The sequence below is a fragment of the Kitasatospora sp. NPDC059646 genome (assembly GCF_042734615.1).
Taxonomy (GTDB): domain Bacteria; phylum Actinomycetota; class Actinomycetes; order Streptomycetales; family Streptomycetaceae; genus Kitasatospora.
The window spans coordinates 19,751-45,167 of sequence record NZ_JBHWDS010000029.1 but is presented as its reverse complement, the minus strand read 5'-3'; the positions used below and the strand labels follow the sequence as shown (position 1 = coordinate 45,167).

The following is a 25,417-nucleotide window of genomic DNA, read 5'->3' as shown; positions in this document are numbered from 1 at the left end:
GTCCCGGACCGGGACAGACCCCGGTCCGGAACAGCTCTGCGGGAGCCGGGCCTCACGCGATCGCGCGCCGCCACTCGGTGAGCGCCGCCACGAACTCCGTGCCGTACCCGGCGCACTGCTCGGCCGGATGCAACCTGCTGCTCTCCCACACCGAACGGCTCGTCCACGAACGCCCGACCAGCCCGACATCCGGCACCTGCCGCGTCGCAGGCCGGCCGGGCTCCGCCACCGGCGCCCGCTCCGCGACGTACACCACCTGCACCGGCTGCGCTTCCTGACCCCAGAGCGCTTCCGGCCGGGGCCGGTGCAGCGGCATTCGCAGCAGCAGCTCCTCAACGCCGACACCGTCGGCAATCAGCACCGGTGTCGCCGGCGGGCAGGAACGCCGCCCCAGATAAGGAGGAAAGTGCGGGCACCGCAACGCATCCGCGACCCGCGCGATCGTCACGTCCGGTCCGGTGAGCGCGACCGTGAACGCCGCGTCCGCCAGGTACCAGCTGTCGAACAGCAGCGCGTCACCGCGCCGGCCGCCGCCCGCCGTCACCACCGTCCGCTCCTTCGGCAGGCCACCGCCGACCGTGTGGAAGTCCCGGACCCGCTTCCCGGGCCGGTCCACCCGCACCAGGTGCACCAGCTCCTCCAGGTCCCCGATGTCCGCACCACGCGGACGCCCGAGCACCGCGGCCAGCATCCCCGTGACCCCACTGCGCGTCGGCACCGAATGCGTGCCGCGAACCCTGCCGCCTTTCGGGCCGCCCCACGACTGCAGCGGCCCGGACAGGTGCAGCAGAACGCCACGGCTCAACGCGCCAACTCCAGTTCCAGCTCCAGCGCCCGACGGGTCGTCCGCTCCACCAACTCCCCCAGACTCGCGATCCGCTCCCCCAGGTTCTGCACCCCCGACAAGTCCGCCGTGCCGGCATGCCCGTGCTCGACCAGCGACTCCTTGTCGAAGAAGTCCGCGACGGCCTTCGCGTGCACATCCAGCCGCTCGATGCTCGGCGCCGTCCACCCACTGCCCGCCTTCGCCGTCACCGGCGCCTCGAACGCCCCCGACAGGTTCACCGGCTGATCGGTGCGCACCGTCAGGTACACCAGCGCCGGCGGCGTGAACGGCGCCGTGCTGCGCTGCTTCGCCGTCGGCACCAGCACCGCCAGCTCCCGCAGGAACGCCTGCAGAAACTCCTCCGCGGCCTCCCGGTCACCGCCCATGTTCCCCACCAGCTCGCTGACGTTCACCGACCCGTACCGGTAGTAGGTCCCCGACGTGTGGCCGGCCGACCCCATGTGCGCCGACCCCGTGTCCTCCCCCGGGATGTCGTCCACCGCGGTGAAGAAGTCTGGCTGCTCCACCAGCGCGTGCGTCGTCAGCGTGTGGGCCACGCTCACCGCGCCGTCCACCGTCGACTCCGAGCTGTTCGCCAGCATTCGCCCGAACGCCGCGATCGACGCGTTGCGGCTCGAGAGGATCTCCCGCACCTGTCCCTGCAGCTTCTTGACGAGGGCCTTGTCCTCCTTCGACAGCGACGGCGCCTTCGTCTTCTTGCTCTTGTCGGCTGCCGCCTTCGCCACCGCCTCCGCGTGCGCGGCCACCTTCAACACCGCGTCCCGGTCCGCGACGACCAGGTCCGCCAGCTCCTGTGCCACCTGCTGCGGGACGTACAGCATGACGCTCGTCATCCCGCCCTCGCCGATGCTCAGCCCCTGGATGCCCGACGCCATCACCACGGCCTGGCCGGCCGCCACCGCCTCCTCCTCGTCCCAACCCCGCTCCCGCAGCAGCGCTGCGACCTGCGACGGCAGCCGCCGCGTACGCAGCGCCTGATTTCCGAGCTTCTCCTCCACCCGCACCCGGGTCACGCGCTTCGTGTTCTGCGACGACGTCCGCCCCCGCAGCGCGCCACCGAACTCGACCGTCTTCGGGCTGCCCAGGTCGTCCCTGTTCAGGTTCGACAGCGGGTAGTCGTGCACCACGTGCGCGCAAATGTGAACAGCCATCAGAAAGCCTCCTCGAAATCGAAATCGTCCATGCCACCAGCGGGCACCGCACCGGCGTCGCCGCCCGGCCCGGAACCCTCACCACTGCCGTCGCCGTCCGGCGCCACGCCGTGGGCGAAGCTGAAGAACCAGTCGTTCGCGACCTCCACCCGCCGCTCCGGCCAGCGCCGCACATCCCGCAGCAGCAGCGGCCAGTTCAACGGCACTCCCTCGCCGGCCACCCGCGCCACCAGCGGCCGGCACTGCACCACCAGCGCACCCAGGTCCGACAGCCGCGCCAACCGCTGCAGCCGCTCCTGCGCCGAGTCCTCGTGCAGCACCCCCGAGAGCACCGCCATCCGCAGGGTCCACCCCAAGTTGCCCCGCCCCGGACGCCACACCCCCGCCGCATCCGGCCCGGCCTCCTTGCGGCCGGCCGACACCGACGGCGACTGGGCCGCGAACATCCCCGCGACAGCCCCGTACGCCAGCCGTCCCTCCGAATTCCGCGGCACCAGTCGGGCTACGGGCACCGGCAGCTCCCAGCCGGAGACCATGCCTGCCGACGACAGCACCCGGCGCAGCCGGGCCCGCCCCGCCGGCGTTCCGCACGCCCGCGCGACCGCCTCCATGTATCCGACCTCGTAGGCGATCCACTTCGGCGGCCCCTCCGACCCGCCCGCGCACACATCCTCTGCAGACAGCGCTTCCGTGTCCGCATCGATCACGTCCGTCACGACGCCACCACCCTCTTCTCGCTCGTCTTTCTGCTCTTGCCTTTCGTGTGCGCCCGCTGTTCGGGCACACCCGCCAGCGGGCCTCGCGCCAACTGCACGGCCGCCATCCCCCGCACCGTCGCCGAGCGCACCCCCACCGTCACCTCGTCGAACACTCCGAGGGCCAGCCGCCGAAACTGCGGGGCCTGCCCGGCCGGGTCGGCCACCACCCGCCAGAACTCCGTCTCAGCCCGCTCCATGAACAGCGCGATCCCCGGACCGACGAACCCCTCCCGGTCATCGCTCCTGCGACCGGGGTTCAACAGGTGCCACACCCGGGCCAGCGACTTCCCCAACAGCGACGCCGCCTTCTCCGCCGAAAGCCGAGCCGCGGACACCGCGGACGCCCCGTCAGGGCTGCACTCCTCCACCAGCTCCAGCACCGGCGGCGTCTCCGCCAACACCCAGGCGCTGTTCTTGTCCTGCTTGTCCTGATCCCAGCCCAGCGCCCGCACCCGCAGCGCCCTCCGCACGTCGACCGGGAGGTCCTTCACCGTGTCGAAGACCCGCGGCCGCCGGGTCGTCACCTTCTCGCCCGTCCGCTCCTTCAACAGCAGCGCATCCAGGTCCCGCCACACCGCCCGCCAGTGCTTCGCACGCGCTGGGCCACCGGACGAGCGGTCGATCACATAGGGGTCCACCGCCGCAGGAAGGTCCACGCTCGTCCCCCACGCGATCCGACACCCCACCGTCTGCTCACCGCCCGCACCGGGCGCAAGCAGCACCGCGTGCGCGGACCGGCCGGTCAACAGCGACACCACCCCGCACGGCGCCGCCGGCGCCAGCGGATCCGGCAACTGCTCCGTCTCCCATGGCGCCAGGTCCTCACCCGGACCCGACGGCCACGCGTCGGGTGGCGGCACCGACAGCACCAGCGACTCGAACAGGTTCCTGCCCCGCGGGAACCACCGCATCAACGACCGCGCCGGCCCCGCCTTGCAGGACTTCGACGACCGCCCGCCGTGCGAACGCACCGCTCCCGTTCCCGACGGGCCGAACGCCCGCCACGCCAGCACCCACCCCAGCGCTTCCCCCGACGCCACCGGTGTCGACTCCGGGACCCGGCCGCTCCACATCGCGTTCGCCCCCGACGGGCGATCCATCACCAACCGCCCCGGAGGCACTACCTCGCCCGCCTCCGACGCGAGCCGCGGATCCTGCATGAACGGCCGCACCTCGTCATAGAGACCCAGTCCCGCCGACTCCTTCTCCAGATACGCGAGGACCTCCTTCGGATCGAACCGGCCTTCGGCCAGGACCGTCTCCAACCGGTCCAGCCATCGCTCACCCACGCCAGGTCCTGCAGGACCGAGCTTGCGGCCGTCGAGCCCTGTCACCCGCGCGGCGAACGCCGCCAGCACCGGACGCACTGCCGACTCCACCGGCACCGCGCTGAAGTCCAGCTCACTCAGCAGATGAGCCGCCAGCAGCACGCCCCCCACACCGGTGACCGACTGCCCGCCCGGCACCGCGCCCGGCAGCACAGCCCTCAGCTCGTCCCGCTCCGGATTAGACAGATCGGCCCGCGCGAGAACGCGGATCCACCCACCCGAACTGACAGGAAACCCATCGTCAGCCACCAGCACGCACCTCTCCCGATTGGAAGGCAATCCCAGGGAGAAGGAGTAACAGCAGCCACTGACAGTAAGGGATTTGTGACGCCATGTGATCGAAGTTGTCTCGCGGAGCTCCTTTTTGATCGTTACATCCCCGAGCGCGTTGGTGTTGGCTGTCCGCCCCGCCCAGCACACCCAGGCGGGGACCGCTCAGATGAAGGCGGCCAACCCAACGTCGTGCTCCAGAGCCGGGCACGCTGAGCCGCAGCCACTACGACGCTGTAGTTCATGAAGAATTTCTCCGCGCAGGCAGCGGTCAGCCGTAGTCCAACTCGATGTCGGTGCCATGCGTCGTGCCTTCCCCGCGAGCGGGGGTCAGCCGCAGCTGCCCCGCAAGCCGCAGCGAAGGCAGATGTCGTCCCACGAGTCGTCCCCGACCAAGCGGGGGTCAGCCGAACGACTACGAGATGACCGGCAGCAAGGTCACGTCCTCCCCGCGCAAGCGGGGGTCAGCCGGGCACGCCCTGGTGGGCCCGGTTGACCGTGGAGTCGACGGCGACGGTCCACTCCACCTGGCCCACGTGTACCGCTCTGGGAGATCGCGCCACGGCGCCCCGGTCCGCGCCGCCGGTGCCCGTAAAAGGGGCCGCAGACGGGGACGAACTGGAAGATCCGGGCCGCTCGCAGGCGCGCCAGGCGCTCGGCCGGTCCCGGGGAGGACTGACCGCCAACCTCGCTGCGGACGGCCAGGGCCTACCCCTTTTGGCCGTGCTCACGCCTGGCAACGTCAACGACGCCACTGCCTTCGGTGAGGTTATCGACGGGATCCGCGTCCGTCGCGCCGGCGCCGGTTGCCAACCAGCCGGATGATCATTCAGAAGCCCCTAGCAGGCTCCGGACAACGCAAAGGTCTGAATGTCTACTTGCGGGTTTGCCCAGTTCATCTTGAACACGAAGCGAGGGTTCTGCTGAGCCTCGGCATGACGATAGAGCATGCCGATGGTGCTGGTGCCGCCGACTTCTTCCTTCTGATCCTCAGAGGCAACTTCCTGGGAGGGGGAGAAGGACGTGAACTTGAGCGCCCCTGTGTCAGGCCAGTAGATGGCTACGACTACAGGCGGAGAGTATCGGCGAAGCCTGGCAAAGACATCTTGGATGAGATCCGACTCGAGCGCGGTTACGACTTCGTCCCCTGAGCGGTAACCGTGCTGCTCGAAGAGCTTCCGCATGTCGCGATCGCCGAGGGCCTTGGCCAGAGCAAATCCGGCCTTCAGCCGCAGGGCCCGGTCACCGGCCATCTCGCCACCTCTGCACGTTCGTCTCCCACTCTTCGTACATCACTGCCAACGCTTTGTGGTAGCCGTCGTTCACCACGCTCCAGCGTTCCCCGCCGTCGGGCGGGATCTCAACGATCAGCTGGTGATCGTGGATATCGCGGCCGTCAGGAAGGACAAACTGATGCCGGTGGATCGTGCTGTGGCAGCAGTCGATCCGGGCGACTTCCTTCCATTCTCCGTCATCCCACACCATCTGCATGATGGCGAAGAACGTGATCAAATCCTTGTAGACCTGCATGCGGATCCGGAGTTCATCCGTGTCCGTGATCTCGATGCGGATGTTGGACTCGACCGCCGGTGGGCATGGAGGCGGCTTGTAGTGTGCCGGTTCGCCCGCACTCATGTCCACGACGCGGCCGCGCCGCTTGCCGCCGTTGTTTGCCATCCCACCGCCTGCCCTTGCACGTGAAGCTGGTGGGTCCTTGTTACACCGGGATCCAGTGCCCTTCCGGCAGTTCACCCAATCGTGACGAACGACTCACCCCTTCGAAGGTGCCGTCGAGCTTGCGTTCTAGACCTGAGCATCGGCTATCCCCACGCGAGTGGGGGCGGCCGCTTCCGACTCGGTGCGTCACCAGCCGGGTCCGGTCGTCCCTGTGATTCAGCCAGCGCAGCCCTCGAGGCCCGTAGTCCTGGGGGTATCGCGTCGTACTGCCGTAACAGGATGCCCCGTACACCGCTCCTTGATGTCTGCCACCTTCTTCAAGGCCAGGTATGGCCAGTCCCCGCGCCATCACATGACCGTCCTCCCCGCGCAAGCGGGGGCAGCCGCAGGACTCGCCAGCACGGTCGGCCTTCTCGCGGTCGTCCCCACGGGAACGGGGCCGTCCGGGTTCTGCCCCCGGGCTCAGCTCACTCTCTGGCCAGCCTGATTCACCGGCGCAGTCGTGCCGGGTCGAGGTCGAGGGGGAAGGGGTCGGTGAGTTGGGTGGTTTCGCCGCTTTGGACGAGGCGGTCGGTGTAGTGGCCGCGTTCGAGGTGGCCGAGGTAGAGGCGTGGGGCGGGTTCGAGTTCGAGGCGCCAGTAGTGGGGGATGCCGGCTGCGGCGTACAGCGGCGGTTTCATCTTTTTGTCGGCGACCCGGGTGGAGGGTGAGGCGATTTCGATGGCGACGATGATGTCGTCGGCGTTGAGGGTGGTGCCGGCGTCGGCGGCCGCGGTGGCGTCGGTGATGACGAGGTCGGGGATGAGCAGGCCGTCGGGCACGATGACGTTGACGGCTTCGAGGACCTCGAGTGGGGCTTCGGCGTTGTCGATGGCCAGGCTCAGGAGCATGGCCAGGCGGAGGCTGGCGCGCTGGTGGGGGACGCCGGGGCTCGGGCTCATCAGCAGTGCTCCCCCGACGAGTTCGATCCGGTGGCGGGGGTCTTCGGGCAGGGCCAGGACGTCCTGGACGGTCCACGGTCCGTGGTGCTCGGTAACTGCAACGCTCACGGTCTCCTTCGCCTCCTCTGGTGCCGTCCTCATTGTCCCTGGCGCGGGCTTTGCGCGGTACCGGCTCACGAAGTCTCCCGATCGGGACTGCCTCGTCGCACGCGGCCTGGCGGGCGGCGGCGTCCTCGCGTATCCGGAGGCGTAGCTCCGGCGCAGGCCTCGAGCTCCGCACCGTGGGGCATCGTCGTGCCGCCGTGACACGATGCATTCGCCCATCGGTCCTTGATACCTGAATCTCCCTCAACCACCAGACGTGGCAAAGAAAGTGCAAAGCCGCTATAACGCTGCAGGTCGCGAAGCGTCGTCCCCGCGCGAGCGGGGGTCAGCCGGCGTGCCGGACGGCGTCCAGGAGCAGCTTGCGGTCGTCCCCGCGCGAGCGGGGGTCAGCCGAGCGCGTGGCCATGCTGCGCCAGGTGCTGGACGTCGTCCCCGCGCGAGCGGGGGTCAGCCGTTGTCTCCGCAACCGAGGCGGTCGACGTCCGAGTCGTCCCCGCGCGAGCGGGGGTCAGCCGGCGCGGAACGCGCTGATCACGCTGGTGCTGATGGTCGTCCCCGCGCGAGCGGGGGTCAGCCGAGCAAGGTCGCCCTCGACGACCCCGCCCAGCCGTCGTCCCCGCGCGAGCCGGGGTCAGCCACCCCGGTTGCACCCCGCCGGCGGCCGGGTGCGGTCTTCCCCGCGCGAGCGGGAGTCAGCCGCTCGTCGACATGGCCGCGCACTACGGTGTGGCGTTTTCCCCGCGCAAGCGGGGGTCAGCCGGTCTTCAGGGCCGGTGAACCGCTGCCCCTTGAGTCCTCCCCGCGCGAGCGGGGGTCAGCCGGGGCCGGGCGCAGCCCGCGGATGGGCGGCGCCGTCCTCCCCACGCAGGCGGGGGTCAGCCGTCGGCGCCGGACTCCGCAAACTTGCCGAGCCTGTCCTCCCCACGCAGGCGGGGGTCAGCCGTCGTAGGCGTCGGCGAGCTGTTCGGCCAGCATGTCCTCCCCGCGCAGGCGGGGGTCAGCCGCCGTCGAGGAGGTCAGCCACCGGTGCCCCCTCGTCCTCCCCGGGCAGGCGGGGGTCAGCGGTCACAGCGCCGGCACGCGCGTTCCAGGCGCTCGTCGTCCCCGCGCAGGCGGGGGTCAGCCGCACGGCGTCGCCCCCAGGGCGCACACGCTGGCGTCGTCCCCGCGCAGGCGGGGGTCAGCCGGTGCCCATGGCGCGGTTCATCAACGCGTCCATGTCCTCCCCGCGCGAGCGGGGGTCAGCCAGCCGAGGCCGAGGCGGAGACTCGAAAGGCCGCGTCCTCCCCGCGCGAGCGGGGGTCAGCCGTCCGGCCGCACCGGCGCCAGGGCGGAGGCGAGGTCCTCTCCGCGCGAGCGGGGGTAAGCCGGTCTACGGCACCCAGCCCGGTGCCCAGCCGTCGTCGTCGCCGTGCGAGCAGGGGTAAGCCGGCCCCGATGTGGCGCCGCGGATGCCCGGACGAGTCGTCCCCGCGCGAGCGGGGGTAAGCCGGAGCAGCCCGTGAAGCAGGACGACCACGGCATGTCGTCCCCGCGCGAGCGGGGGTCAGCCCGGGCTCCGCGGCGTCGTAGTCCTCGCCGTAGGGTCGTCCCCGCGCGAGCGGGGGTCAGCCGCCGCCGGCGGCCGGGGCGAACGCGGCGACCCCGCCCTCCCCGCGCGAGCGGGGGTCAGCCGGGGTGTGGCCGCCGAGCATCCACGCCTTGGTAGTCCTCCCCGCGCAAGCGGGGGTCAGCCGAACGTGGAGGCCGTCGTGCTGGAGTGGCTCCGGTCCTCCCCGCGCAAGCGGGGGTCAGCCACTCCCAAGGCCAGTAGTCACCGCCACTACATAGTCGTCCCCGCGCGAGCGGGGGTCAGCCGCGGGCCTCGGCGTCGAGGTCGGCGCCGGACGGGTCGTCCCCGCGCAAGCGGGGGTCAGCCAGAGCACGTCCCTTTGCTCGGAATGGACACCAAGTCGTCCCCGCGCGAGCGGGGGTCAGCCGGCGCCCCGGTGGAACTTCTTCGGCGATGTCGCGTCCTCCCCGCGCGAGCGGGGGCCGGCCGGCCGCCGGGAGCGGCACCAAGGCGGCCGACACGTCGTCCCCGGGCAAGAGGGGGCCAGCCGACCAAGCGGGGCCGCCGCGGAGGCCGGATTGTCTCCGAGGTTCAGCCGGTGCAGCCACCGAGATCCCCGCCGGGGGCATCGTCGTACCGCTGTGACAGGATGCACCACGCCGCCCTTTGACATCTGAACCTCTCTCAGCCGCCAGTCACGGCAAAGAAAGTGCAAAGCCGCCAGAACGATGCAGGTCGCGAAGGGCCCTCCCCGCGCAAGCGGGGGTCAGCCGGGAGAGGTTCTTGCCTATGACCCGGAGGCGGGGTCCTCCCCGCGCAAGCGGGGGTCAGCCGGCGGCACGGCGGCCCCGTTTCGGTCGTGCCGAGTCCTCCCCGCGCAAGCGGGGGTCAGCCGCCGCAGCCGAGGGCGACGAGCACCGTCACCGTGTCCTCCCCGCGCGAGCGGGGGTCAGCCGCCGCGACCGCGCTCCGGGAACAGTTCGCCCGCGTCCTCCCCCGCGCGAGCGGGGGGCAGCCGGCGGCTCCTGCCAGGGAGCCGGGTACTGCGAGGTCCTCCCCGCGCGAGCGGGGGTCAGCCGAGCGTCACCGTCCTGATCTCCTGGCTCGCAGGGTCGTCCCTGCGCGAGCGGGGGTCAGCCGGAGCCCGACCGATGCCGCCCAACCGCGCCGTCGTCCTCGCAGGTGGGGGTCAGCCGCGCCCGGAGCTGCTGGCCAAGCTGGGCATGAGGTCCTTCCCGCGCGAGCGGGGGTCAGCCTGTGGGCCCGGTGTGCGAGCAGGGGTCGGCGGTCCTCGGTGCCGGCGCGGCGGGCAAGTCGTCCCCGTGGTTCAGCCGGGGCGGGCCTCGAGGTCTGCACTCACCGAGGGCATCGTCGTACCGCCGTGACACGATGCACCCGCACACCGCACCTTGATATCTGAACCTCCCTCAACTGCGAGGCATAGCAAAGAAAGTGCAAAGCTTCCCTAACGCTGCAGGTCGCGAAGCGTCCTCCCCGCGCAGGCGGGGGTCAGCCGCGGCCCGGGGCGCAGTCAGGGCGTCCGGAGCCGTCCTCCCCGCGCAGGCGGGGGTCAGCCGGGCAGGCGGCCCTCGCCGATCGGCTACTACCGGTCCTCCCCGCGCAGGCGGGGGTCAGCCGGATCCGGCGCTGCCGGCCCGGTCGCGCCTCTTGTCCTCCCCGCGCAGGCGGGGGTCAGCCGTTGGCGCTGCTGGTGCCGGTCGCGCTGCTGCTGTCCTCCCCGCGCAGGCGGGGGTCAGCCGTCGATGTCCGGCGTGTTCGCGGTCGCGGATGCGTCCTCCCCGCGCAGGCGGGGGTCAGCCGTCGGCCTGACAGCACACCTCAGACATGGGTCGGTCCTCCCCGCGCAGGCGGGGGTCAGCCGCCGCTCAGCGCGCAGCTCGTGGACCCGGAAGCGTCCTCCCCGCGCAGGCGGGGGTCAGCCGCCGTCGGACGGATGCTGCAGCTGGAGCTTCCAGTCCTCCCCGCGCAGGCGGGGGTCAGCCGTCCGCGTCCGCGTCATCGAGGAGCGGCTCGGCGTCCTCCCCGCGCAGGCGGGGGTCAGCCGAATGCTCCGTGGCCGGCGTTGAAGAGGCCGACGTCCTCCCCGCGCAGGCGGGGGTCAGCCGGACGTCGAGCGGGCGATCCTCGTCCGGGACGGGTCCTCCCCGCGCAGGCGGGGGTCAGCCGCGTCCAAAATGCACATATGGCGACCATCTCGGGTCCTCCCCGCGCAGGCGGGGGTCAGCCGTACGTGATCAAGGGCGTGCTGCTGGCGGCGAAGTCCTCCCCGCGCAGGCGGGGGTCAGCCGATCGTGCTCTTGCGGGCGGTGTTGGAGACCGGGTCCTCCCCGCGCAGGCGGGGGTCAGCCGAACGGCTTGGCCACCCGGTTGAACGTCGCGAGGTCCTCCCCGCGCAGGCGGGGTCAGCCGGCCCTTGTGCTGCGCGAGGGCCTGGAGGGTGGGTCCTCCCCGCGCAGGCGGGGGTCAGCCGCGCCTGCGCCAGGCGTACCTGGACACGATGGCGTCCTCCCCGCGCAGGCGGGGGTCAGCCGCTCAGCTCCTCCGGGAGGAGCGACGAGGAGGCGTCCTCCCCGCGCAGGCGGGGGTCAGCCAGCCGGCGTCGCGGACGACCGGGAAGCGGCCGTCGTCCTCCCCGCGCAGGCGGGGGTCAGCCGCAGCCGCCCGCGAACGAGCGGCCGGCCGTGGAGTCCTCCCCGCGCAGGCGGGGGTCAGCCCGAAACGCCATCGTTCACCGCGGTACTGGAGGTCGTCCCCGCGCACGCGGGGGGCAGCCGCCGACCATGCCGAGGCGGCTCATCGCCGCGTAGCCCTCCCCGCGCGAGCGGGGGTCAGCCGGGCTGGAGTGAGCGTGCTGGTGACGCCGCATGGTCCTCCCCGCGCGAGCGGGGGTCAGCCGGGAACGCCCGTGCCGAGCACTGCCATGCAGCAGTCCTCCCCGCGCGAGCGGGGGTCAGCCGTACGAGCCGCTCCTCGGGTGGAGGATCTTCTCGTCCTCCCCGCGCGAGCGGGGGTCAGCCGATGATGCCGTCCGCGGTGTTCCTCACCCCGGCGTCCTCCCCGCGCGAGCGGGGGTCAGCCGCCGAGCGGGGCGGAGAGACTGACCTTGAGCGGGTCCTCCCCGCGCGAGCGGGGGTCAGCCGCTGGCGTTCGCCGGTCCGCTGCTGGTCGCCCGGTCCTCCCCGCGCAGGCGGGGGTCAGCCGCCCAGTTCGGCCAGGAGCAGTAGGTCCAGCGGATCGTCCCCGCGCAAGCGGGGGTCAGCCGGTGCCGGCCTGCTGCCACTCCCTGCTGATGTAGTCGTCCCCGTGCGAGCGGGGGTGGCCTCGATCATCGGCAGGCCCGTTGACCTGACTAGCCGTCAGCACGCCCTCTATTGCTGCCGACTCCGGGCAGGCACAATCGGGAGCACCTTGAGGAGGCTCGTATGGACAGCACCATCGACGTGGAGAACTCCGGTGGGGAGGGCGGTGGCAACGGGGGCGACGGGCATCCGGGGACGCCTTGGACTCCGCCGCCCACGCCGCCGTCGCCGGACGGCACCACCCCGCCTGGTGACGGCGGGCGTCGCAAGTGACCCTGGCCCCCGACTGGATGGGCCGCTCCGGTGCGGGGCGGCCCTTCCCTGTCTCCGAGGCGTGGGCCCCGTCGTTCGACGCCGTCCCCCGCGCACTGTTCCTGCCCGACCTGGTGTGGGCGCATGACATGCGCAGTGGGACAAGCCGGACCGTCGACCGGAACGCGGATGAAGCCGATTGGCTGGCGGCCGCGGCCGCGGACATCCCGATCGTGACGCAGTGGGACGACGGCAACCACCACGGCGCGGAACCGGGAACGGTGCCCACCAGTTCCGCCTCCCAGCCCTCGCTGGTAGCGTCCATGCTCGACGACCTCCAGGTTGAGCCCGGGATGCGGGTCTTGGAACAGGGCACCGGGACCGGATGGAACGCCGCGCTGCTGAGCCACCGGCTCGGCGACGCCAACGTGACCACCATCGAGATCGATCCTGCGGTGTCCGCCCAGGCTCGCACCGCTCTTCACGCCGCTGGCTTCCACCCCCGCCTCGTATGCGGTGACGGCGCGCTCGGCCACCCGCCCGGCGCCCCCTACGACCGGATCATCGCCACCTACGGCCTGCGCCAGGTCCCTCCGGCCTGGATCGAACAGACCCGCCCCGGCGGCCTGATCCTCGCCCCATTCGGCACCCACTACTCCAACGCCGACGCCCTGCTCCGCCTCACCGTGACCGACGACGGCAACGCGTCCGGACCGTTCCTCCAGCCGGCGGAGTTCATGAAAATGCGCTCCCAGCGCCTCACCTGGCCCGAGAACCCACCCGCCGGCGGCACCGTCACCGAGACCACCACCACCGCCACCATGCCCCCACACGGGAAATTCAACCCCTTCCCGTTCGCCGCCGGCCTGCGCCTGCGCGACGTGGTCCACGCCGTCCAACCCCATCCGGACGGCGCCCGGACCCTGTGGCTGTACTCCCTCACCGCCCCGGCCTGGGCCGCCGCGACCTTCCACGACGGCGAAAGGGCCCACCCCGTACGCCAGTACGGCGCCCGCCGCCTCTGGGACGAATTCGAGGACGTCCTCGACTGGTGGCACCGAGCAGACCAACCACGAGTCGAACGCCTCGGACTCACCGTCACACCCACCGGCTGGCACGCCTGGCTCGACAACCCCGAACAACCAATCTGACCAAACCGAACGAACAACCCTCAGAACACAACCCGCGACAGCCGGGCCCCACACCCGCCGTCTACTCCCCGACGCGCAGGAACGACCCCCGCACGTCCCAACCCCGCCCGTGCTTGCCGAAGCAAGAGCCAACCCCCGCACGGTCGGCCGCGTCCTCCTACCTCCCCGCGAAGGCACGCGCAGGCCGCATCCGCACCAACCACAGGCAACCACGCCCGGCGGTAGCGTCGCACCGCCGTGACACGATGCACCCACACGCTGCTCCTTGATATCTGAAGTGCCATCAACAACCGGACACGGCAAAGGAAGTGCAAAGGCGTCATAACCCTGAAGGCCGCGAAGCGTCCTCCCCGCGCGAGCGGGGGTCAGCCGTGGCCGGGCCGGTACCTGCGGAACCCGGGGCCGTCCTCCCCGCGCGAGCGGGGGTCAGCCGCTGGCCGACACCGTGGACCAGTTCATCGCGGGGTCCTCCCCGCGCGAGCGGGGGTCAGCCGTCGAAGCGCGCGTTCATCGCCACGATGGGCAGGTCCTCCCCGCGCGAGCGGGGGTCAGCCGCGGGTCGAGGCCATGAACTGGTCGCACCGGGCGTCCTCCCCGCGCGAGCGGGGGTCAGCCGGGCGGACGGGCCGCCCGGCAGAAACCGAGGAGGTCCTCCCCGCGCGAGCGGGGGTCAGCCGGGTCTCCAGCGGAGCCATCACAGCCGGAACACGTCCTCCCCGCGCGAGCGGGGGTCAGCCGTCCTCCTGGCTCGCGCCGAGGACGTAGCGCTGGTCCTCCCCGCGCGAGCGGGGGTCAGCCGATGCCGCGGGTGGTGCTGGTGACCGCGGTGTGGTCCTCCCCGCGCGAGCGGGGGTCAGCCGTCCCGGGAGGTGCGGGCCGTCCTCCAGGGGACGTCCTCCCCGCGCGAGCGGGGGTCAGCCGGCCGTGGACGGCCAACTGCGGCTCCTGGACGAGTCCTCCCCGCGCGAGCGGGGGTCAGCCGCAGACCGCTCGATCACTGTGCTAGACAGTGCGGTCCTCCCCGCGCGAGCGGGGGTCAGCCGCTGGCCCGCTACATGGTGGATGTGCAGCAGATGTCCTCCCCGCGCGAGCGGGGGTCAGCCGCCGAGGGACAAGACCGTGCAGCGGTTCAGCCGGTCCTCCCCGCGCGAGCGGGGGTCAGCCGGCACGGGCCCGCACGGCGGCGGCCTGGCTGGAGTCCTCCCCGCGCGAGCGGGGGTCAGCCGTGACCACGCCGACGCTGGAACTCCAGGAAATGGTCCTCCCCGCGCGAGCGGGGGTCAGCCCCAGGCCGCGGCCACGGTGCCGATGCTGTCGACGTCCTCCCCGCGCGAGCGGGGGTCAGCCGCCGGCCGACTTCATCCCCCGGTGGAGCAGGCCGTCCTCCCCGCGCAGGCGGGGGTCAGCCGGCCGTCTGGCGCTGCAGCTTGAGCCTCCCGGAGTCCTCCCCGCGCAGGCGGGGGTCAGCCGCTGACGCAGAGCCTGCAGAACGGCAGCCTGACGTCCTCCCCGCGCAGGCGGGGGTCAGCCGTCCGGAGACGGCCAGCGGAGTCAGATCCTTGGGTCCTCCCCGCGCAGGCGGGGGTCAGCCGCTGGCCCACAGGTCTACCAACTTCTCGCGCCAGTCCTCCCCGCGCAGGCGGGGGTCAGCCGGGGGAGTTCGCCGCGCTGGGCACCCCGGCGCAGTCCTCCCCGCGCAGGCGGGGGTCAGCCGAAGGTCTACGTCATCAGCACCGACACCCTGGTGTCCTCCCCGCGCAGGCGGGGGTCAGCCGGTGGCGAGCTTCGCGCCGGTGCGCTTCTTCCGGTCCTCCCCGCGCAGGCGGGGGTCAGCCGCGGATCCGCGGGGAGGTCGTGGCCGCCCTGGCGTCCTCCCCGCGCAGGCGGGGGTCAGCCGCCAAGAAGCTCACCTGCACCGAGGAGGAAGCCGTCGTCCCCGCGCAGGCGGGGGTCGACCAGATCCTCCCCGCGCGAACGGGGGTCAGCCGCCCTGTCTTTCGGTCCGTCAGGGGACGTTGCGGCCCTCCCCGCGCGAGCGGGGGTCAGCCATTGAGCATGAGGTGTGCTTGGGGCGAGGGTAGTTAGCCCGGGTTCACGGCAGAAGGATGTTGGTGGCCGCACTCCAACTCCGACCCGTTGCTGTCGACGACCGTGTAGTCGGCGATTACGTTCATGGGATTGCCGCCTTCGAAGATCCACACAACCAGGCGGTCTGGGGCGGAGACGACGGTGAACTGGGGATCCGGCGCGTCGTCAGTCGGCACAACGGTGAATTCATCCCCGGGCTTCAACCAGAAGTCCTCGCCGTACGGTTCGATGAAGAGGCAGACGAGATCCTCGCCGCCGTTCTGTACTGGGAGTCTGTTCACTGGAGCCGTCCTGGTTGGTGCCGCTCGAGGAGCGCTCAGGATAGTGACCGGGCGCCTGGCCGACCAGAGCCCGCCGGAGCGGCAGGCCGTGCCGCCGCGTCCCCGCGCGAGCGGGGGCAGCCGTGCTCCCTTGACGTGAGCGTGCTCCTGGACGCGTCGTCCCCGCGCGAGCGGGGGTCAGCCGCCGGGCCGTCGGCCGGCCGCCCCTTCGGCGGGGTCGTCCCCGCGCAGGCGGGGGTCAGCCGGTGCCGCCGCTTCGTAGCGGCGTAGAGCGCATGTCGTCCCCGCGCAGGCGAGGGCCAGCCGTCTTGTCGACGTCGATGCCGTCCGTCACGTTCACCATCCCCGCGCAGGCGGGGATCAGCCACTACACCCCGTGCAGGCCAGAGCGGTCGGGATGTCGTCCCCGCGCAGGCGGGGGTCAGCCGGCAGCGTGCCCCAGGATGGCGGTGCCGAGCAGGTCGTCCCCGCGCGAGCTGGGGTCAGCCGCGTGGACGAACGCGGCGTTCGCCTGGATCCACGTCGTCCCCGCGCGAGCGGAGATGGTTCCGTCCGGATTTGGGGACCATCCGGCTCTGATCCAAATCTCGGGGAGTGGTGACGGCCCGTAAGGTACGGCTGAATCGGACGTGCTCAGCGTCCGCGTCGCGCTCGATTCCGGCGCGGTCCGGACCGGTGGGAAGGCGGTGGCTGTCGCGGGGTAGGGTCTCGCCGAATCGATGTGCACAGCGCGTGCAGGCGAAGGAGCTGACGTGAGCGAGGCCGTGTTCCAGGAGGTCGGTCCCGGGACCGTGGATCCCAAGCAGGGCGGGAAGCTTGCGGCGCGGTGGTGGAAGTGGGCACTGTCGGCGCCGGAAGATCGCAGTCCGGTCAGGGACAGGACCGGAGAGCTCGCCGACTGGCGGCAGCCGTCGGACGTATGGTTCCTGGCAGGCACCTACGGCGGCCGAGTCGTGCGGCGATGCCAGTTGCCCGCCGGGAAGCCGATCTTCTTCCCCGTCTTCAATACTCAGCGCCTGGCGTTGGGCTTCCCGGCAAGACCGTGGCGCGTCAATGCATCCAAAGCCGAGGCCGCGCTCAACGGTACTCCGTTGCAGGTGCACGAGTTCGCTTCCAGGCGATTCTGGGCTGCTGGACGCCCGCGCGTCGCATGGGGGCTCTGGTGCACGCTTGATCCGCTCACATCTGGCCAGTACGTCCTGTCGATCAAGGCCACATCGGGCGGATTCTGGGTGGACACGACCTACCATCTGGAGGTGGTTGAGCCCTGATCATCCGTCTGTGAGGCCGGCGGCAGCTCACCCTTCCCCGCTCCGCTGCACCGCCGGGCGACGCAGAGCAAGCGCCCCAGCCCGGGTCGTGCGGGCCACGGCCAGAGCAGCGTGGTGACGGTCACCCTGACGACGCGCGTGGCTGCGGTCAATGACCGGGGCGTCCTCTATCGCGGCTCGGTAGGCTCCCTCGGGCTCACGCAGCCGGTTGTAGTGCCGACGCAGGATGGTCTCCTGTTCCGCGCTGGCTTCGTCGGCCGCGGCTCGGCGGACAGCGGCGTTCTCGCGCATCCGGCGGCGAAGCTCCTGGTAGGCGGTGTGGTCGGCGAGCGGGGGCCGGGCTGGCTGCGCGACGGGTGGGTCGTCCCCGTGGTTCAGCCAGCGCGGGCCTCGAGGTCTGCACTCACCGGGGGCGTCGTCGTACCGCCGTGACACGATGCACCGGCACACCGCCCCTTGATATCTGAACCTCCCTCAGCTGCGTGGCATAGCAAAGAAAGTGCAAAGCCTCCATGACGCTGCAGGTCGCGAAGTGTCGTCCCCGCGCAGGCGGGGGTCAGCCGTCACTTCGGTGACAGGGGTCGAGCCCTAGCTCGTCGTCCCCGCGCAGGCGGGGGTCAGCCGTTGCCGGTGGCCGCCGCCGAGTAGTCCGGGTCGTCGTCCCCGCGCAGGCGGGGGTCAGCCGTCGCCCTCGGCGGTCGCTCCGGCCGCCGTCACGTCGTCCCCGCGCAGACGGGGGTCAGCCAGCGAATCCCCGCCTCGCCCTCGCCGTCGCGGTGTCGTCCCCGCGCAGGCGGGGGTCAGCCGGCCATCTTGGGCCCGATGACCGGTCACGACCTGTCGTCCCCGCGCAGGCGGGGGTCAGCCGGGCCTCGGCTGCATCCGCACCACCACGACTCGGTCCTCCCCGCGCAGGCGGGGGTCAGCCGGTGAGAACAGGGACGCCGTCGATCGCACCGGGGTCGTCCCCGCACGAGCGGGGGTCAGCCGCAGGGGTTTACCCACCTCCGCACCGAGGCTCCGTCGTCCCCGCGCGAGCGGGGGTCAGCCGTGGTCAGGGCGGTGGACTGGTTGTTCGTCGCTGTCCTCCCCGCGCGAGCGGGGGTCAGTCGAATGCTGGCCGTGAGCTCCGCGAGACGATTGTGTCCTCCCCGCGCGAGCGGGGGTCAGCCGCCGCCCATCTCCGAGCCCGCGTCCGGGAGCTGGTCGTCCTCGCGCGAGCGGGGGCAGCCGGTCGCGTGCAGCGAGCGCACCTTCCTGCACGTGTCGTCCCCGCCCAGGCGGGGGTCAGTCGTTCCAGCGCTGGGACGAGTACATCGGCGGCATGTCGTCCCCGCGCAGGCGGTGGTCAGCCGCTGACAACACGCGAGAGCTGGTCGACGAGCCGGTCGTCCCCGCGCGAGCGGGGGTCAGCCGTCGCCGGATGCTCAGTTCCCGTGAAGCCGAAGCGGCGGTCCTCAACAGCCGTTCTTCGCCGGTCAGGCCTCAGGGCCTCTGGTCATGGCGCTGAAGACCAGGTACTCCTCGAAAGCCGTACGGGCACTGGGGATACGGGTGAGTACCGCTTGCGGGTCGGGATGGCAGCGTGGGCATGGAATGTTCTGGCCGACCCCGGCCTGGGACTTCCACATCGTCCACCTCGCGGCGGTATGGACGCATAGTCTGCACCACTCGGGCTCCCCTGGCACGGCTGGGGCTTTCTTCCCGCACTCCTGACAGCGGGCGCTGCGGTCACCGACCTGGACGAACCGCCGACCCAGTTCGCCAGTGGGCTCCCCGTCGTTGCAGGTTCCGCACCACTGCACCACGACCTCCGCCACCACCGGCGGGGTGGCGCGGACTGCGAGGACGGAGGTCAGTGGGCCGGTGACGGTGCTGCCGTCGAGCGCGGTGAAGACGAACCCCGGGGCCTGCCCCGGTCCCTGGTTGCGGCTGCGGCTGCGGCCGCGGTGCCGAGGCGCAGGGGCGGGGGTGTCGGCGGTGTAGGTGCCGGTGCGGACCTTGTGCCAGCCGTCAGCCAGCAGGACCTCGGTGACGACGGCGAAAAAGGCTTTCATCGGTTCAGGACTCCGAAGGCGATGGTGAAGCGGCGGACCAGGTGTTCGGATGGACGGTCTCGTCTTCGCGCAGACGCCACCGGGGAGCCGCCTCGTACACCCGCTCGTCCTCGGGCAGCACCTCGGGCTCGCGCAAGGTGTAGGGCGCCGGCACATACGTTCCCGGTTTCCTCTTCGGCGCGACCGGAACGCCGGGTAGAGATCTGCGGTCCCGGGGAAAACCGTTGACCTGGCGCATCCGAGCCCGAATCGCGGCCGCCGCTCCCGCGACAGCGGCAGGACTGGAGCGCCGGCCGTCCGGAACGTCCTCCGCACGCATATGGAACTCGCTACGGGCAGGCAGGCACCGGCCACAGGTCCGGGCGCTGGTCAGAAGCACACCGTCCTCGCAGTCCGGATTTGGGCACTTACTCGGGGCAACCAGCGCTATGGCGATCTCGTCGGCCCGCTCGCGCAGCTCGGAGCGGGTGAGGTTGGAGTAGCGCAGGAACCAGCGCTGCTCGACGCGGTTTCGCAACTGCGCAGGAGTCCGATCGCCCTGCTGGATCTGCTCCCAGATGATTTCCGGGACTTCGCGAGGGAGCCCGCCCTCGTACCGATTGAGGACGGCGCACAGGACCGCGGGGTAGGCCTCGGTAACCCATACGACAGGGTTGGTGCCGGGGCGGAAGTAAGGGGTGGAGCTCACCACTGGGGTCCTTCCTGCCGCTCCCAGGGCCTGCGGTGGGGCTTCTGATCGCTGCTCTGCTGCCAGCGGCGGTGGACTCCGACGCGGCGGCGCTGGGTGCGTTCGCAGCTGTAGCAGAGCCAATCGGGTCCAACGGCGACGACTGTGGTGTTGCTGCAATAGCCACCAGCACAGTTAGTGGTCCGGGGTGCTGCCGGGGTGTCGTCGGCCGGGGTGGGTGCCGGACGGGCATAGCCTTCGGGGCGCCGACGGATGATGAAGCGGCCGTGCCGGTCGGCGTTGAAGTCGACGAACTCGTTGGGCACCGCGTCGGGGGCGTTCCCCCCGTTGTGTTCCGTGCAGCGCTGCTGAATCCAGCGTAGGGCGTCGCGGTAGTCGAGGGGGGAGAGTTCCCATACCCACATTGCGCCCCGGGGACCGCGGTTACGGCGTCCGGATGGCGCGGGGACGGGGATCTGCTCCCAGGCACCTTCTGCGATGTCGAACAGGGTTCGCTCACACCGGTCGTCAGTGTTGTCGTCCCAGGCGATGCATCGGACATCGTCGATGCGGCAGGGGGCGATGCGCAGTCGGCCACCCCAGGCGAGGACATGGCGTCCTGTCGGGGCTTCAGCTTCGGGTTGAGGTTCCGGTTCGACCTCTTGGGCCGCGTCTTCGTCGACGTCTTCGTCGATGGGCGGGGTGAAGGTGCCGTTCTCAATCATTTTGCGGGTTCGTACTGCCAGTGCCTGGACCATCGGCAGCATCACTGGGTCAAGGCCGGTGTGGTCGACGTTGGGGCAGACCGTGGGGTGCGGGATTCGGCACCTCAGGTCGACGCGGCCGTAGCTGCCGCGGCGGGCCACCCCGCCTTCGACCGACCAGCGGTACTGGAAGGGGACGCGTTTGGCGGGGAACTCGCCGTGAAGCATGGGGATGCGGCCGCCGTCGGCCCGGTCGTACCACTCGACCGGATTTCCGCAGCGGTTGCACGTCCCGGTGGCGTCTGCCCGGAGTGTCTTCGACGGGCTCCAGGGGTCGAGCCGGGCAGCAGTCAGTCCCCTTGTCAGCGGCAGTGGCATCGTCAGCGTCCCTCGCAGACGGGTGATGTGACTGACCATCATGCACTGTGTTGTGGCCGGAAGTTGCATCGTTGCCGATTCGAGGCCCAGGGCCCTGGGCCGGACCGCAGCGACAGCCCGACGCCTTCGCCCGGCGCTTTGTCGTCGCGGAACCGGCGGTCCGCCGCTCGGTCTGCGGTGGAGCAGGATCGGACCTGGGTCAACGGGGCGGGCGACGGTTCTTCAGCACGTCGTCCAGCCCGGGCGTGGTGCCCAGCCCTATCGGGCATCGTGGCGGGGAGGTCGACGAGCCGGCTGCGCCCTGGAAGGCGACAAGGGGCTGTCTCTCTCAGCGCAGCGAGGGCGGTAGCTCGAAGTCGCTGCCGACAAGCCACAGCCCGGGGCACTGATCGGTGCCCGCGCTGTGCGCCATCCGCAGGACTTCTACCGGATCGGTCTCTTCAGAGATGACCTGCTCAAGGCTCTCCTTGAAGGTCGCCCATTCCTCAACGGACGGCCAGGCCGTCCAACGCTTCGGTTCGACTTGCGAGCGGCGCCAGGCCCGGAGCCAGATCGTCGCTGCGTCGTGTCGAAGGTCTCCAGACCCTCGGACGTGTCGAGATACGCCCCGGGCCAGCCCAGCGGAGCTGGCCCTCACAGCCTCCTCGATAAGCGGGAACGAGTACCCGGAGTTGAACATCGCCTTGACCTCCGCCCGTACGTCAGCGCCCAGCTGAGCACGCGAGGCGGGGCTGATCTCCTCCAGATCGAGTTCGATGAACTGGTCGTTCAGCAACGTTACGTAACGGTTGGACAGCTCGACTACGTCGGGATCGTCGAGGCTTCGCATCCGCCGGATTGGCAGCGGTTCTTCCTCTTCATAGCCTTCCGGTGTGGCGGTTTCCCCCACGTACGGTGCTCCCGGGAATCCGTCCAGACCGGAGGGGGCGAGCAGCAGCACTCCAAGCTGGGTGATGATCCACGCGGCCAGTTTTTCGGCGTCGGCTTCGTGGCCAATGGTGTGCGGGACTGCGGCAACGACAGCGAGCGCCGCCTCGCGCCGTCCGATCACCGGGGCGAGCCCGCCGAAAAGGACGGTGAGTTGGAAGGACGCGTGCGCTACGGCCCCGAGACCAGCATCTGGTTCCCCGGTGTCGGCCCAGCGCTCCTTCAGCCGGCTGAGGGCTGCGGGCATGTCGTCAGGGTTCCAGTGGCCGGGGTATGCCGAGAGCCAGGTGAGCGGGAACGTGATCGGCGAATTCGGAGACGCTGCTTGCGGCGGGGTGGTCGGGGCGGGCGGTTCGGGAGCGGGAATGGGTAGCTTGTTCTTGAGTTGGGGCAGGCTGGTGTCGATCGGGTTGCTGTCGAAAAGCCCGTAGAACAAGGTTCGGGTCATGGCGGTCGGCCCCCGGCCGCTGATCTCGTTGAAGGGCTTGATCAGCCAATCCGCTTCCGCGACTGCACGCTGGGACTGTGTCTCAAAGTGGTTGACGGCGTGAGTGGTCATGTTGGCCCGCGGCGCGCGAGGGTTCGCCTGGGCAGCTTCGGCCGCCGCTCGGGTAGCCCGCCAGACCAGGTTGTAGATCTCACCCAGGGGCCGAAGCCCCGCTACCTTCAGCGATGCCTCATGCAGCCGGACAGCGTGATTGTCCGGTACGGCGGGCAGAAGCAGGTGCTCGAGACGCCACCGGAAGTACCGCAGCGCCTCGGCCGCCACCAAGTCCTGGGCGATCTTGAGGAGGCCGTCCTGTTGACCGGCAGTCAGAACGCGGATGTCCAAGACCATCGTCAGGAGCGCGTCGAGGGACTCGGCCGACTTGCCCAAACTGGGGCCGTGAGGCGCAAAGTAGCAGGCCCGAGAGGGGTAGAAGGATCCGGTGAGAGCCGGGGGCACGACGGCGCGGGGGTCACCGGAAGCCTGGGCGAGGGCGTCTTCATAGGAAGCTGGCTCCCAGACGAAGGCGTTTAGCGGGCTTGAGGGGTGGATTGCGAGCAACCCTGACCGAACCAGCTCTCCCATCAAAGGACCGTGGGCATCGGGGTCCGGGTGGAGCGGTACCGGCCAGGAATCGATGCTGGCCACGGGTGCGGTGTTCGGCGCGTAACGCAGAACGGCGAGCGCTCCAAGCAACTCCCTGACGGAGGTGTCTGGGATCTGATCCTGGGACGAAGGAAATACCGCTGGGTATTGCATTTCGACGACGGACCGCTGCTGCTGCCTCCACAATTCGTGTGCCCTGTCAGCGACTTGCCGCGCTTCGGCCGCAGCCCGCTGCGCCTGAACCTTAGCCAGCCGGGTGGGGCTGATAAGGGCGCTTGCCGCCGATGTCAGAGAGGGGGTGCAGTCCACGCAGTCCGGGGTGCCGTTGAGGCAGACCTGTTGGAAGGCGCTGCGCGAGGTGAGGGTGAGGGGGCCAGCGCACTTCGCGCAGGCTCGTCCGGGAACGGTGGCGCGTACGCCGGCTGCGGCCACGACGTAGTGCTGCCGACCCCAGCCAGCGGTATCGATCGCGCTGGTTTTCTCGGACCAGACGGGCACGGGCGGGTCTTCGGTGAAGCCAGCCAGCGCCCAGTAGCGTTCGCCGAGTGCCACGAGTACCGGCGGGGCCTCGTCGACGGGATGGACCTCCGGCATGAGTCGGGTGAGGTCGTCCAAGTTCAGTGGAGTCTCTGCGTCCGCCATCGTTGCACTCTAGTGGCCCACCGTGAATCTCTGCTCGTGGTCATGCTGTTCAGCACCCGAAGGTGAGTCACCCCGCCTTCTGGCAGCTGGGTTACCAGCCGACTGTTAGCCGCTGCTGCCGCAGGGCCTTGGCCTGGAACGCAGCATGCTCGAACTCCTTAGGACGCATCGCCGCCCAAGTGGTCGCGCCGGTTCAGCGCGTTGTACGTCGCTCGGTTCCAACCCAGGCTCAACCGAGTTCGGCTTTCCCCGGCCGGGGCCCCGGCCGTTTCGCGTGGCTCCTTGAGTGAATCGCTAGATCGTCTTCTGCAGAGCGATCACCACCCCGGGCAGCGGGGGGCATGTGTCTGGAGGCCCGCCAGAGGCTCTGGCGGGCCTCCAGGGCGCTTGCTGGGGCTGCTATGGGTCAGGTGACGTCGCGGGTCATGTCGACGAAGCGCGAGTAGTGGAGCTGCGCGGCCAGGGTGATCGTCGCGGTCGCACCGTTTCGGTGCTTACCGACGATCACGTCGACCTCGCCTGAGCGGGGGTGCTCCTTGTCGTAGGCGTCGGGCCGGTGCAGCAGGATGACGATGTCCGCGTCCTGCTCGAGTGAACCGGACTCGCGCAGGTCGGCGACCATCGGCAGCTTGTCGGTGCGCATCTCGGGGCCGCGGTTGAGCTGGGCCAGGACGATGATCGGGATACCGAGTTCCTTGGCCAGCAGCTTGATGTTGCGGCTGATGTCGGAGACCTCCTGCTGACGGCTGTCCTCGCCGCGCCGCTTGGCCCCGCCGGTGATGAGCTGGATGTAGTCGATGACGATCATCGCCAGGTCGGGCACCCGGTGCTTGAGCCGACGGCACTTGGCCTGGATCTCGGGCATCGACTTGGCCGACTCGTTGATGTACAGCGGGGCCTGGCTGAACCGCTGCGCCGCGACGGCCAGGCTGTCCCAGGACTCCTCGGTCAGGGTTCCGGCGCGCAAGTGGTGCAGCGCGACCTTGCCCTCGGCGGAGAGCGTGCGCATGTTGAGTTCGCTGATCGACATCTCCAGCGTGATGAACGCGGCCGGCCTCGCTGCGCCCTCGATCAGCTGGCCCGCGGAGTTGCGGGGCATCGTGCAGGCCCGCGCGAAGTCCATGGCGATCGTGGACTTCCCGTGTCCGGGCCGGGCGGCGACGATGATCACCTGTCCGGGCTGCCAGCCCTGGGTGAGGCGGTCGAGGTCGGCGAAGCCGGTGGGCACGCCGCTGATGCCCTCCTGGGAGCCGGCGGCCTGAATCTCGTCCAGCGTCGGGCCGACGGTCTCGCTCGGCAGCAGGAAGTCGTCCTCACGGCCCCTGGCCTCGACGGCTCCGGCGAGTTCGGCGGAGGCCGCGGCCGCGATGCCGTCGATTTCGCCCTGCCCGGCGTAGCCCATGGCGGCGATGCGGGTGCCGGCTGTCACCAGGCGGCGCAGCACGGCCTGGTCGCGGACCTGCTCCGCGTAGTAGTCGGCGTTGGCTGCGGTGGGCACCGAGTTGACCAGGGTGTGCAGGTACGAGACCCCGCCGACCTTCTCCAGCTCGCCGCGCTTCTTGAGCTCGTGGGCGATGGTGAGGGGGTCGGCGGGCTCCTGCCGCTTGTGCAGGTCGAGGATCGCGCGGTGGATCGTCTCGTGAGCCGGGCGGTAGTAGTCGTCGGGGCTGAGGATCGCCGAGACCTCGATGATCGCGTCCGGGCTCAAAAGCATGCCGCCAAGGACGGCCTGCTCGACGACCAGGTCCTCCGGCCGGCCGCCCGGCGGCACTCGCTCGATGTTGGTCGCCGGCTCGGCCTGGGGCGCCTTCCGGCGGTGCCGCGGCTGCTGCGGGACGTCCTCATCGGTCGCGTCGCTCCAGTCGATCTCGTCCGGGACCTGCTGGCTCGGTACGCTCACGGTGGATTCCATGGGGTTTGCTCCTGGGATTCGGCCCGCGGCTGCCGGGGCGGCCTG

General features: G+C 70.8%; 16 protein-coding genes, 1 pseudogene and 3 CRISPR repeat arrays. Of the genes and pseudogenes, 4 read left to right on the top strand and 13 right to left on the bottom strand.

Features of this window, described 5'->3' with window-relative positions; all coding sequences use genetic code 11:
• Positions 1–52 precede the first annotated feature (52 nt).
• The 4 genes from cas5e to casA are packed head-to-tail and all read right to left on the bottom strand — an operon-like array spanning position 53 to position 4,339.
• Positions 53–805 (bottom strand): type I-E CRISPR-associated protein Cas5/CasD, encoded by a 753-nt coding sequence (gene cas5e, locus ACFV1L_RS21160; protein ID WP_380367920.1) that lies wholly within the window; start codon positions 803–805, stop codon positions 53–55.
• Complete coding sequence (gene cas7e / locus ACFV1L_RS21155) at positions 802–1,974, bottom strand: type I-E CRISPR-associated protein Cas7/Cse4/CasC (RefSeq protein WP_380367918.1); 1,173 nt, start codon at positions 1,972–1,974, stop codon at positions 802–804. Before cas7e ends, cas5e begins: the two co-directional genes overlap by 4 nt.
• Before the next feature lie 23 nt (positions 1,975–1,997).
• Positions 1,998–2,714 carry a type I-E CRISPR-associated protein Cse2/CasB gene (gene casB / locus ACFV1L_RS21150; protein WP_380367917.1) on the bottom strand — a complete coding sequence of 239 codons (717 nt, stop codon included), beginning with the start codon at positions 2,712–2,714 and terminating at the stop codon, positions 1,998–2,000.
• Positions 2,711–4,339 carry a type I-E CRISPR-associated protein Cse1/CasA gene (gene casA / locus ACFV1L_RS21145; RefSeq protein ID WP_380367915.1) on the bottom strand — a complete coding sequence of 543 codons (1,629 nt, stop codon included), beginning with the start codon at positions 4,337–4,339 and terminating at the stop codon, positions 2,711–2,713. Before casA ends, casB begins: the two co-directional genes overlap by 4 nt.
• 497 nt (positions 4,340–4,836) lie before the next feature.
• Here casA and ACFV1L_RS21140 point away from each other — a divergent pair.
• Positions 4,837–5,161: pseudogene (locus tag ACFV1L_RS21140) on the top strand (transposase); the annotation flags it as partial.
• A gap of 32 nt (positions 5,162–5,193) precedes the next feature.
• On the opposite strand, the gene ACFV1L_RS21135 reads toward ACFV1L_RS21140, so the two are convergent.
• The 3 genes from ACFV1L_RS21135 to ACFV1L_RS21125 form a co-directional block, all read right to left on the bottom strand.
• On the bottom strand, positions 5,194–5,607 hold the full coding sequence (locus tag ACFV1L_RS21135; protein ID WP_380367913.1) for a hypothetical protein: 414 nt from the start codon (positions 5,605–5,607) through the stop codon (positions 5,194–5,196).
• Complete coding sequence (locus ACFV1L_RS21130; RefSeq protein ID WP_380367911.1) at positions 5,597–6,031, bottom strand: hypothetical protein; 435 nt, start codon at positions 6,029–6,031, stop codon at positions 5,597–5,599. Before ACFV1L_RS21130 ends, ACFV1L_RS21135 begins: the two co-directional genes overlap by 11 nt.
• A gap of 488 nt (positions 6,032–6,519) precedes the next feature.
• Positions 6,520–7,080 carry a Uma2 family endonuclease gene (locus ACFV1L_RS21125; protein WP_380367910.1) on the bottom strand — a complete coding sequence of 187 codons (561 nt, stop codon included), beginning with the start codon at positions 7,078–7,080 and terminating at the stop codon, positions 6,520–6,522.
• A gap of 300 nt (positions 7,081–7,380) precedes the next feature.
• A CRISPR array of direct repeats spans positions 7,381–9,179; the repeat unit is 29 nt; unit sequence GTCGTCCCCGCGCGAGCGGGGGTCAGCCG.
• Between the two features lie 937 nt (positions 9,180–10,116).
• A CRISPR array of direct repeats spans positions 10,117–11,973; the repeat unit is 29 nt; unit sequence GTCCTCCCCGCGCAGGCGGGGGTCAGCCG.
• A gap of 245 nt (positions 11,974–12,218) precedes the next feature.
• Between ACFV1L_RS21125 and ACFV1L_RS21120 the strand changes: the two genes are divergently transcribed.
• Positions 12,219–13,352 (top strand): methyltransferase domain-containing protein, encoded by a 1,134-nt coding sequence (locus tag ACFV1L_RS21120; protein ID WP_380367909.1) that lies wholly within the window; start codon positions 12,219–12,221, stop codon positions 13,350–13,352.
• A 343-nt stretch (positions 13,353–13,695) separates the two neighbouring features.
• Positions 13,696–15,401: direct repeats of the CRISPR family, unit length 29 nt; unit sequence GTCCTCCCCGCGCGAGCGGGGGTCAGCCG.
• A gap of 32 nt (positions 15,402–15,433) precedes the next feature.
• Here ACFV1L_RS21120 and ACFV1L_RS21115 read toward each other — a convergent pair.
• Entirely contained in the window at positions 15,434–15,721 is a 288-nt protein-coding gene (locus ACFV1L_RS21115) for a hypothetical protein (protein ID WP_380367907.1), read from the bottom strand.
• Between the two features lie 752 nt (positions 15,722–16,473).
• On the opposite strand from ACFV1L_RS21115, the gene ACFV1L_RS21110 reads away from it, so the two are divergent.
• Together ACFV1L_RS21110 and ACFV1L_RS21105 are read left to right on the top strand one after the other, a co-directional pair.
• On the top strand, positions 16,474–16,992 hold the full coding sequence (locus ACFV1L_RS21110) for a hypothetical protein (protein ID WP_380367906.1): 519 nt from the start codon (positions 16,474–16,476) through the stop codon (positions 16,990–16,992).
• 114 nt (positions 16,993–17,106) lie between these two features.
• Positions 17,107–17,424 carry a hypothetical protein gene (locus tag ACFV1L_RS21105; RefSeq protein ID WP_380367904.1) on the top strand — a complete coding sequence of 106 codons (318 nt, stop codon included), beginning with the start codon at positions 17,107–17,109 and terminating at the stop codon, positions 17,422–17,424.
• 1,046 nt (positions 17,425–18,470) lie between these two features.
• On the opposite strand, the gene ACFV1L_RS21100 is transcribed toward ACFV1L_RS21105, so the two are convergent.
• From ACFV1L_RS21100 to dnaB, 5 genes are all read right to left on the bottom strand, one after another.
• Positions 18,471–19,049, bottom strand: coding sequence for a hypothetical protein (locus ACFV1L_RS21100; RefSeq protein ID WP_380367903.1), 579 nt, complete (start codon positions 19,047–19,049; stop codon positions 18,471–18,473).
• A gap of 4 nt (positions 19,050–19,053) precedes the next feature.
• Positions 19,054–19,737, bottom strand: coding sequence for a hypothetical protein (locus tag ACFV1L_RS21095; RefSeq protein ID WP_380367902.1), 684 nt, complete (start codon positions 19,735–19,737; stop codon positions 19,054–19,056).
• Positions 19,734–20,840: a DUF6083 domain-containing protein gene (locus tag ACFV1L_RS21090; RefSeq protein WP_380367901.1), complete on the bottom strand. Its 1,107-nt coding sequence runs from the start codon at positions 20,838–20,840 to the stop codon at positions 19,734–19,736. Before ACFV1L_RS21090 ends, ACFV1L_RS21095 begins: the two co-directional genes overlap by 4 nt.
• Before the next feature lie 286 nt (positions 20,841–21,126).
• The gene (locus ACFV1L_RS21085) at positions 21,127–23,460 is read right to left on the bottom strand and encodes a hypothetical protein (RefSeq protein WP_380367900.1); all 2,334 of its coding nucleotides are present in this window, start codon (positions 23,458–23,460) and stop codon (positions 21,127–21,129) included.
• Between the two features lie 406 nt (positions 23,461–23,866).
• A complete protein-coding gene (gene dnaB / locus ACFV1L_RS21080; protein WP_380367899.1) occupies positions 23,867–25,360 on the bottom strand; it encodes a replicative DNA helicase in 1,494 nt (497 codons plus the stop codon).
• Between the last annotated feature and the right edge of the window lie 57 nt (positions 25,361–25,417).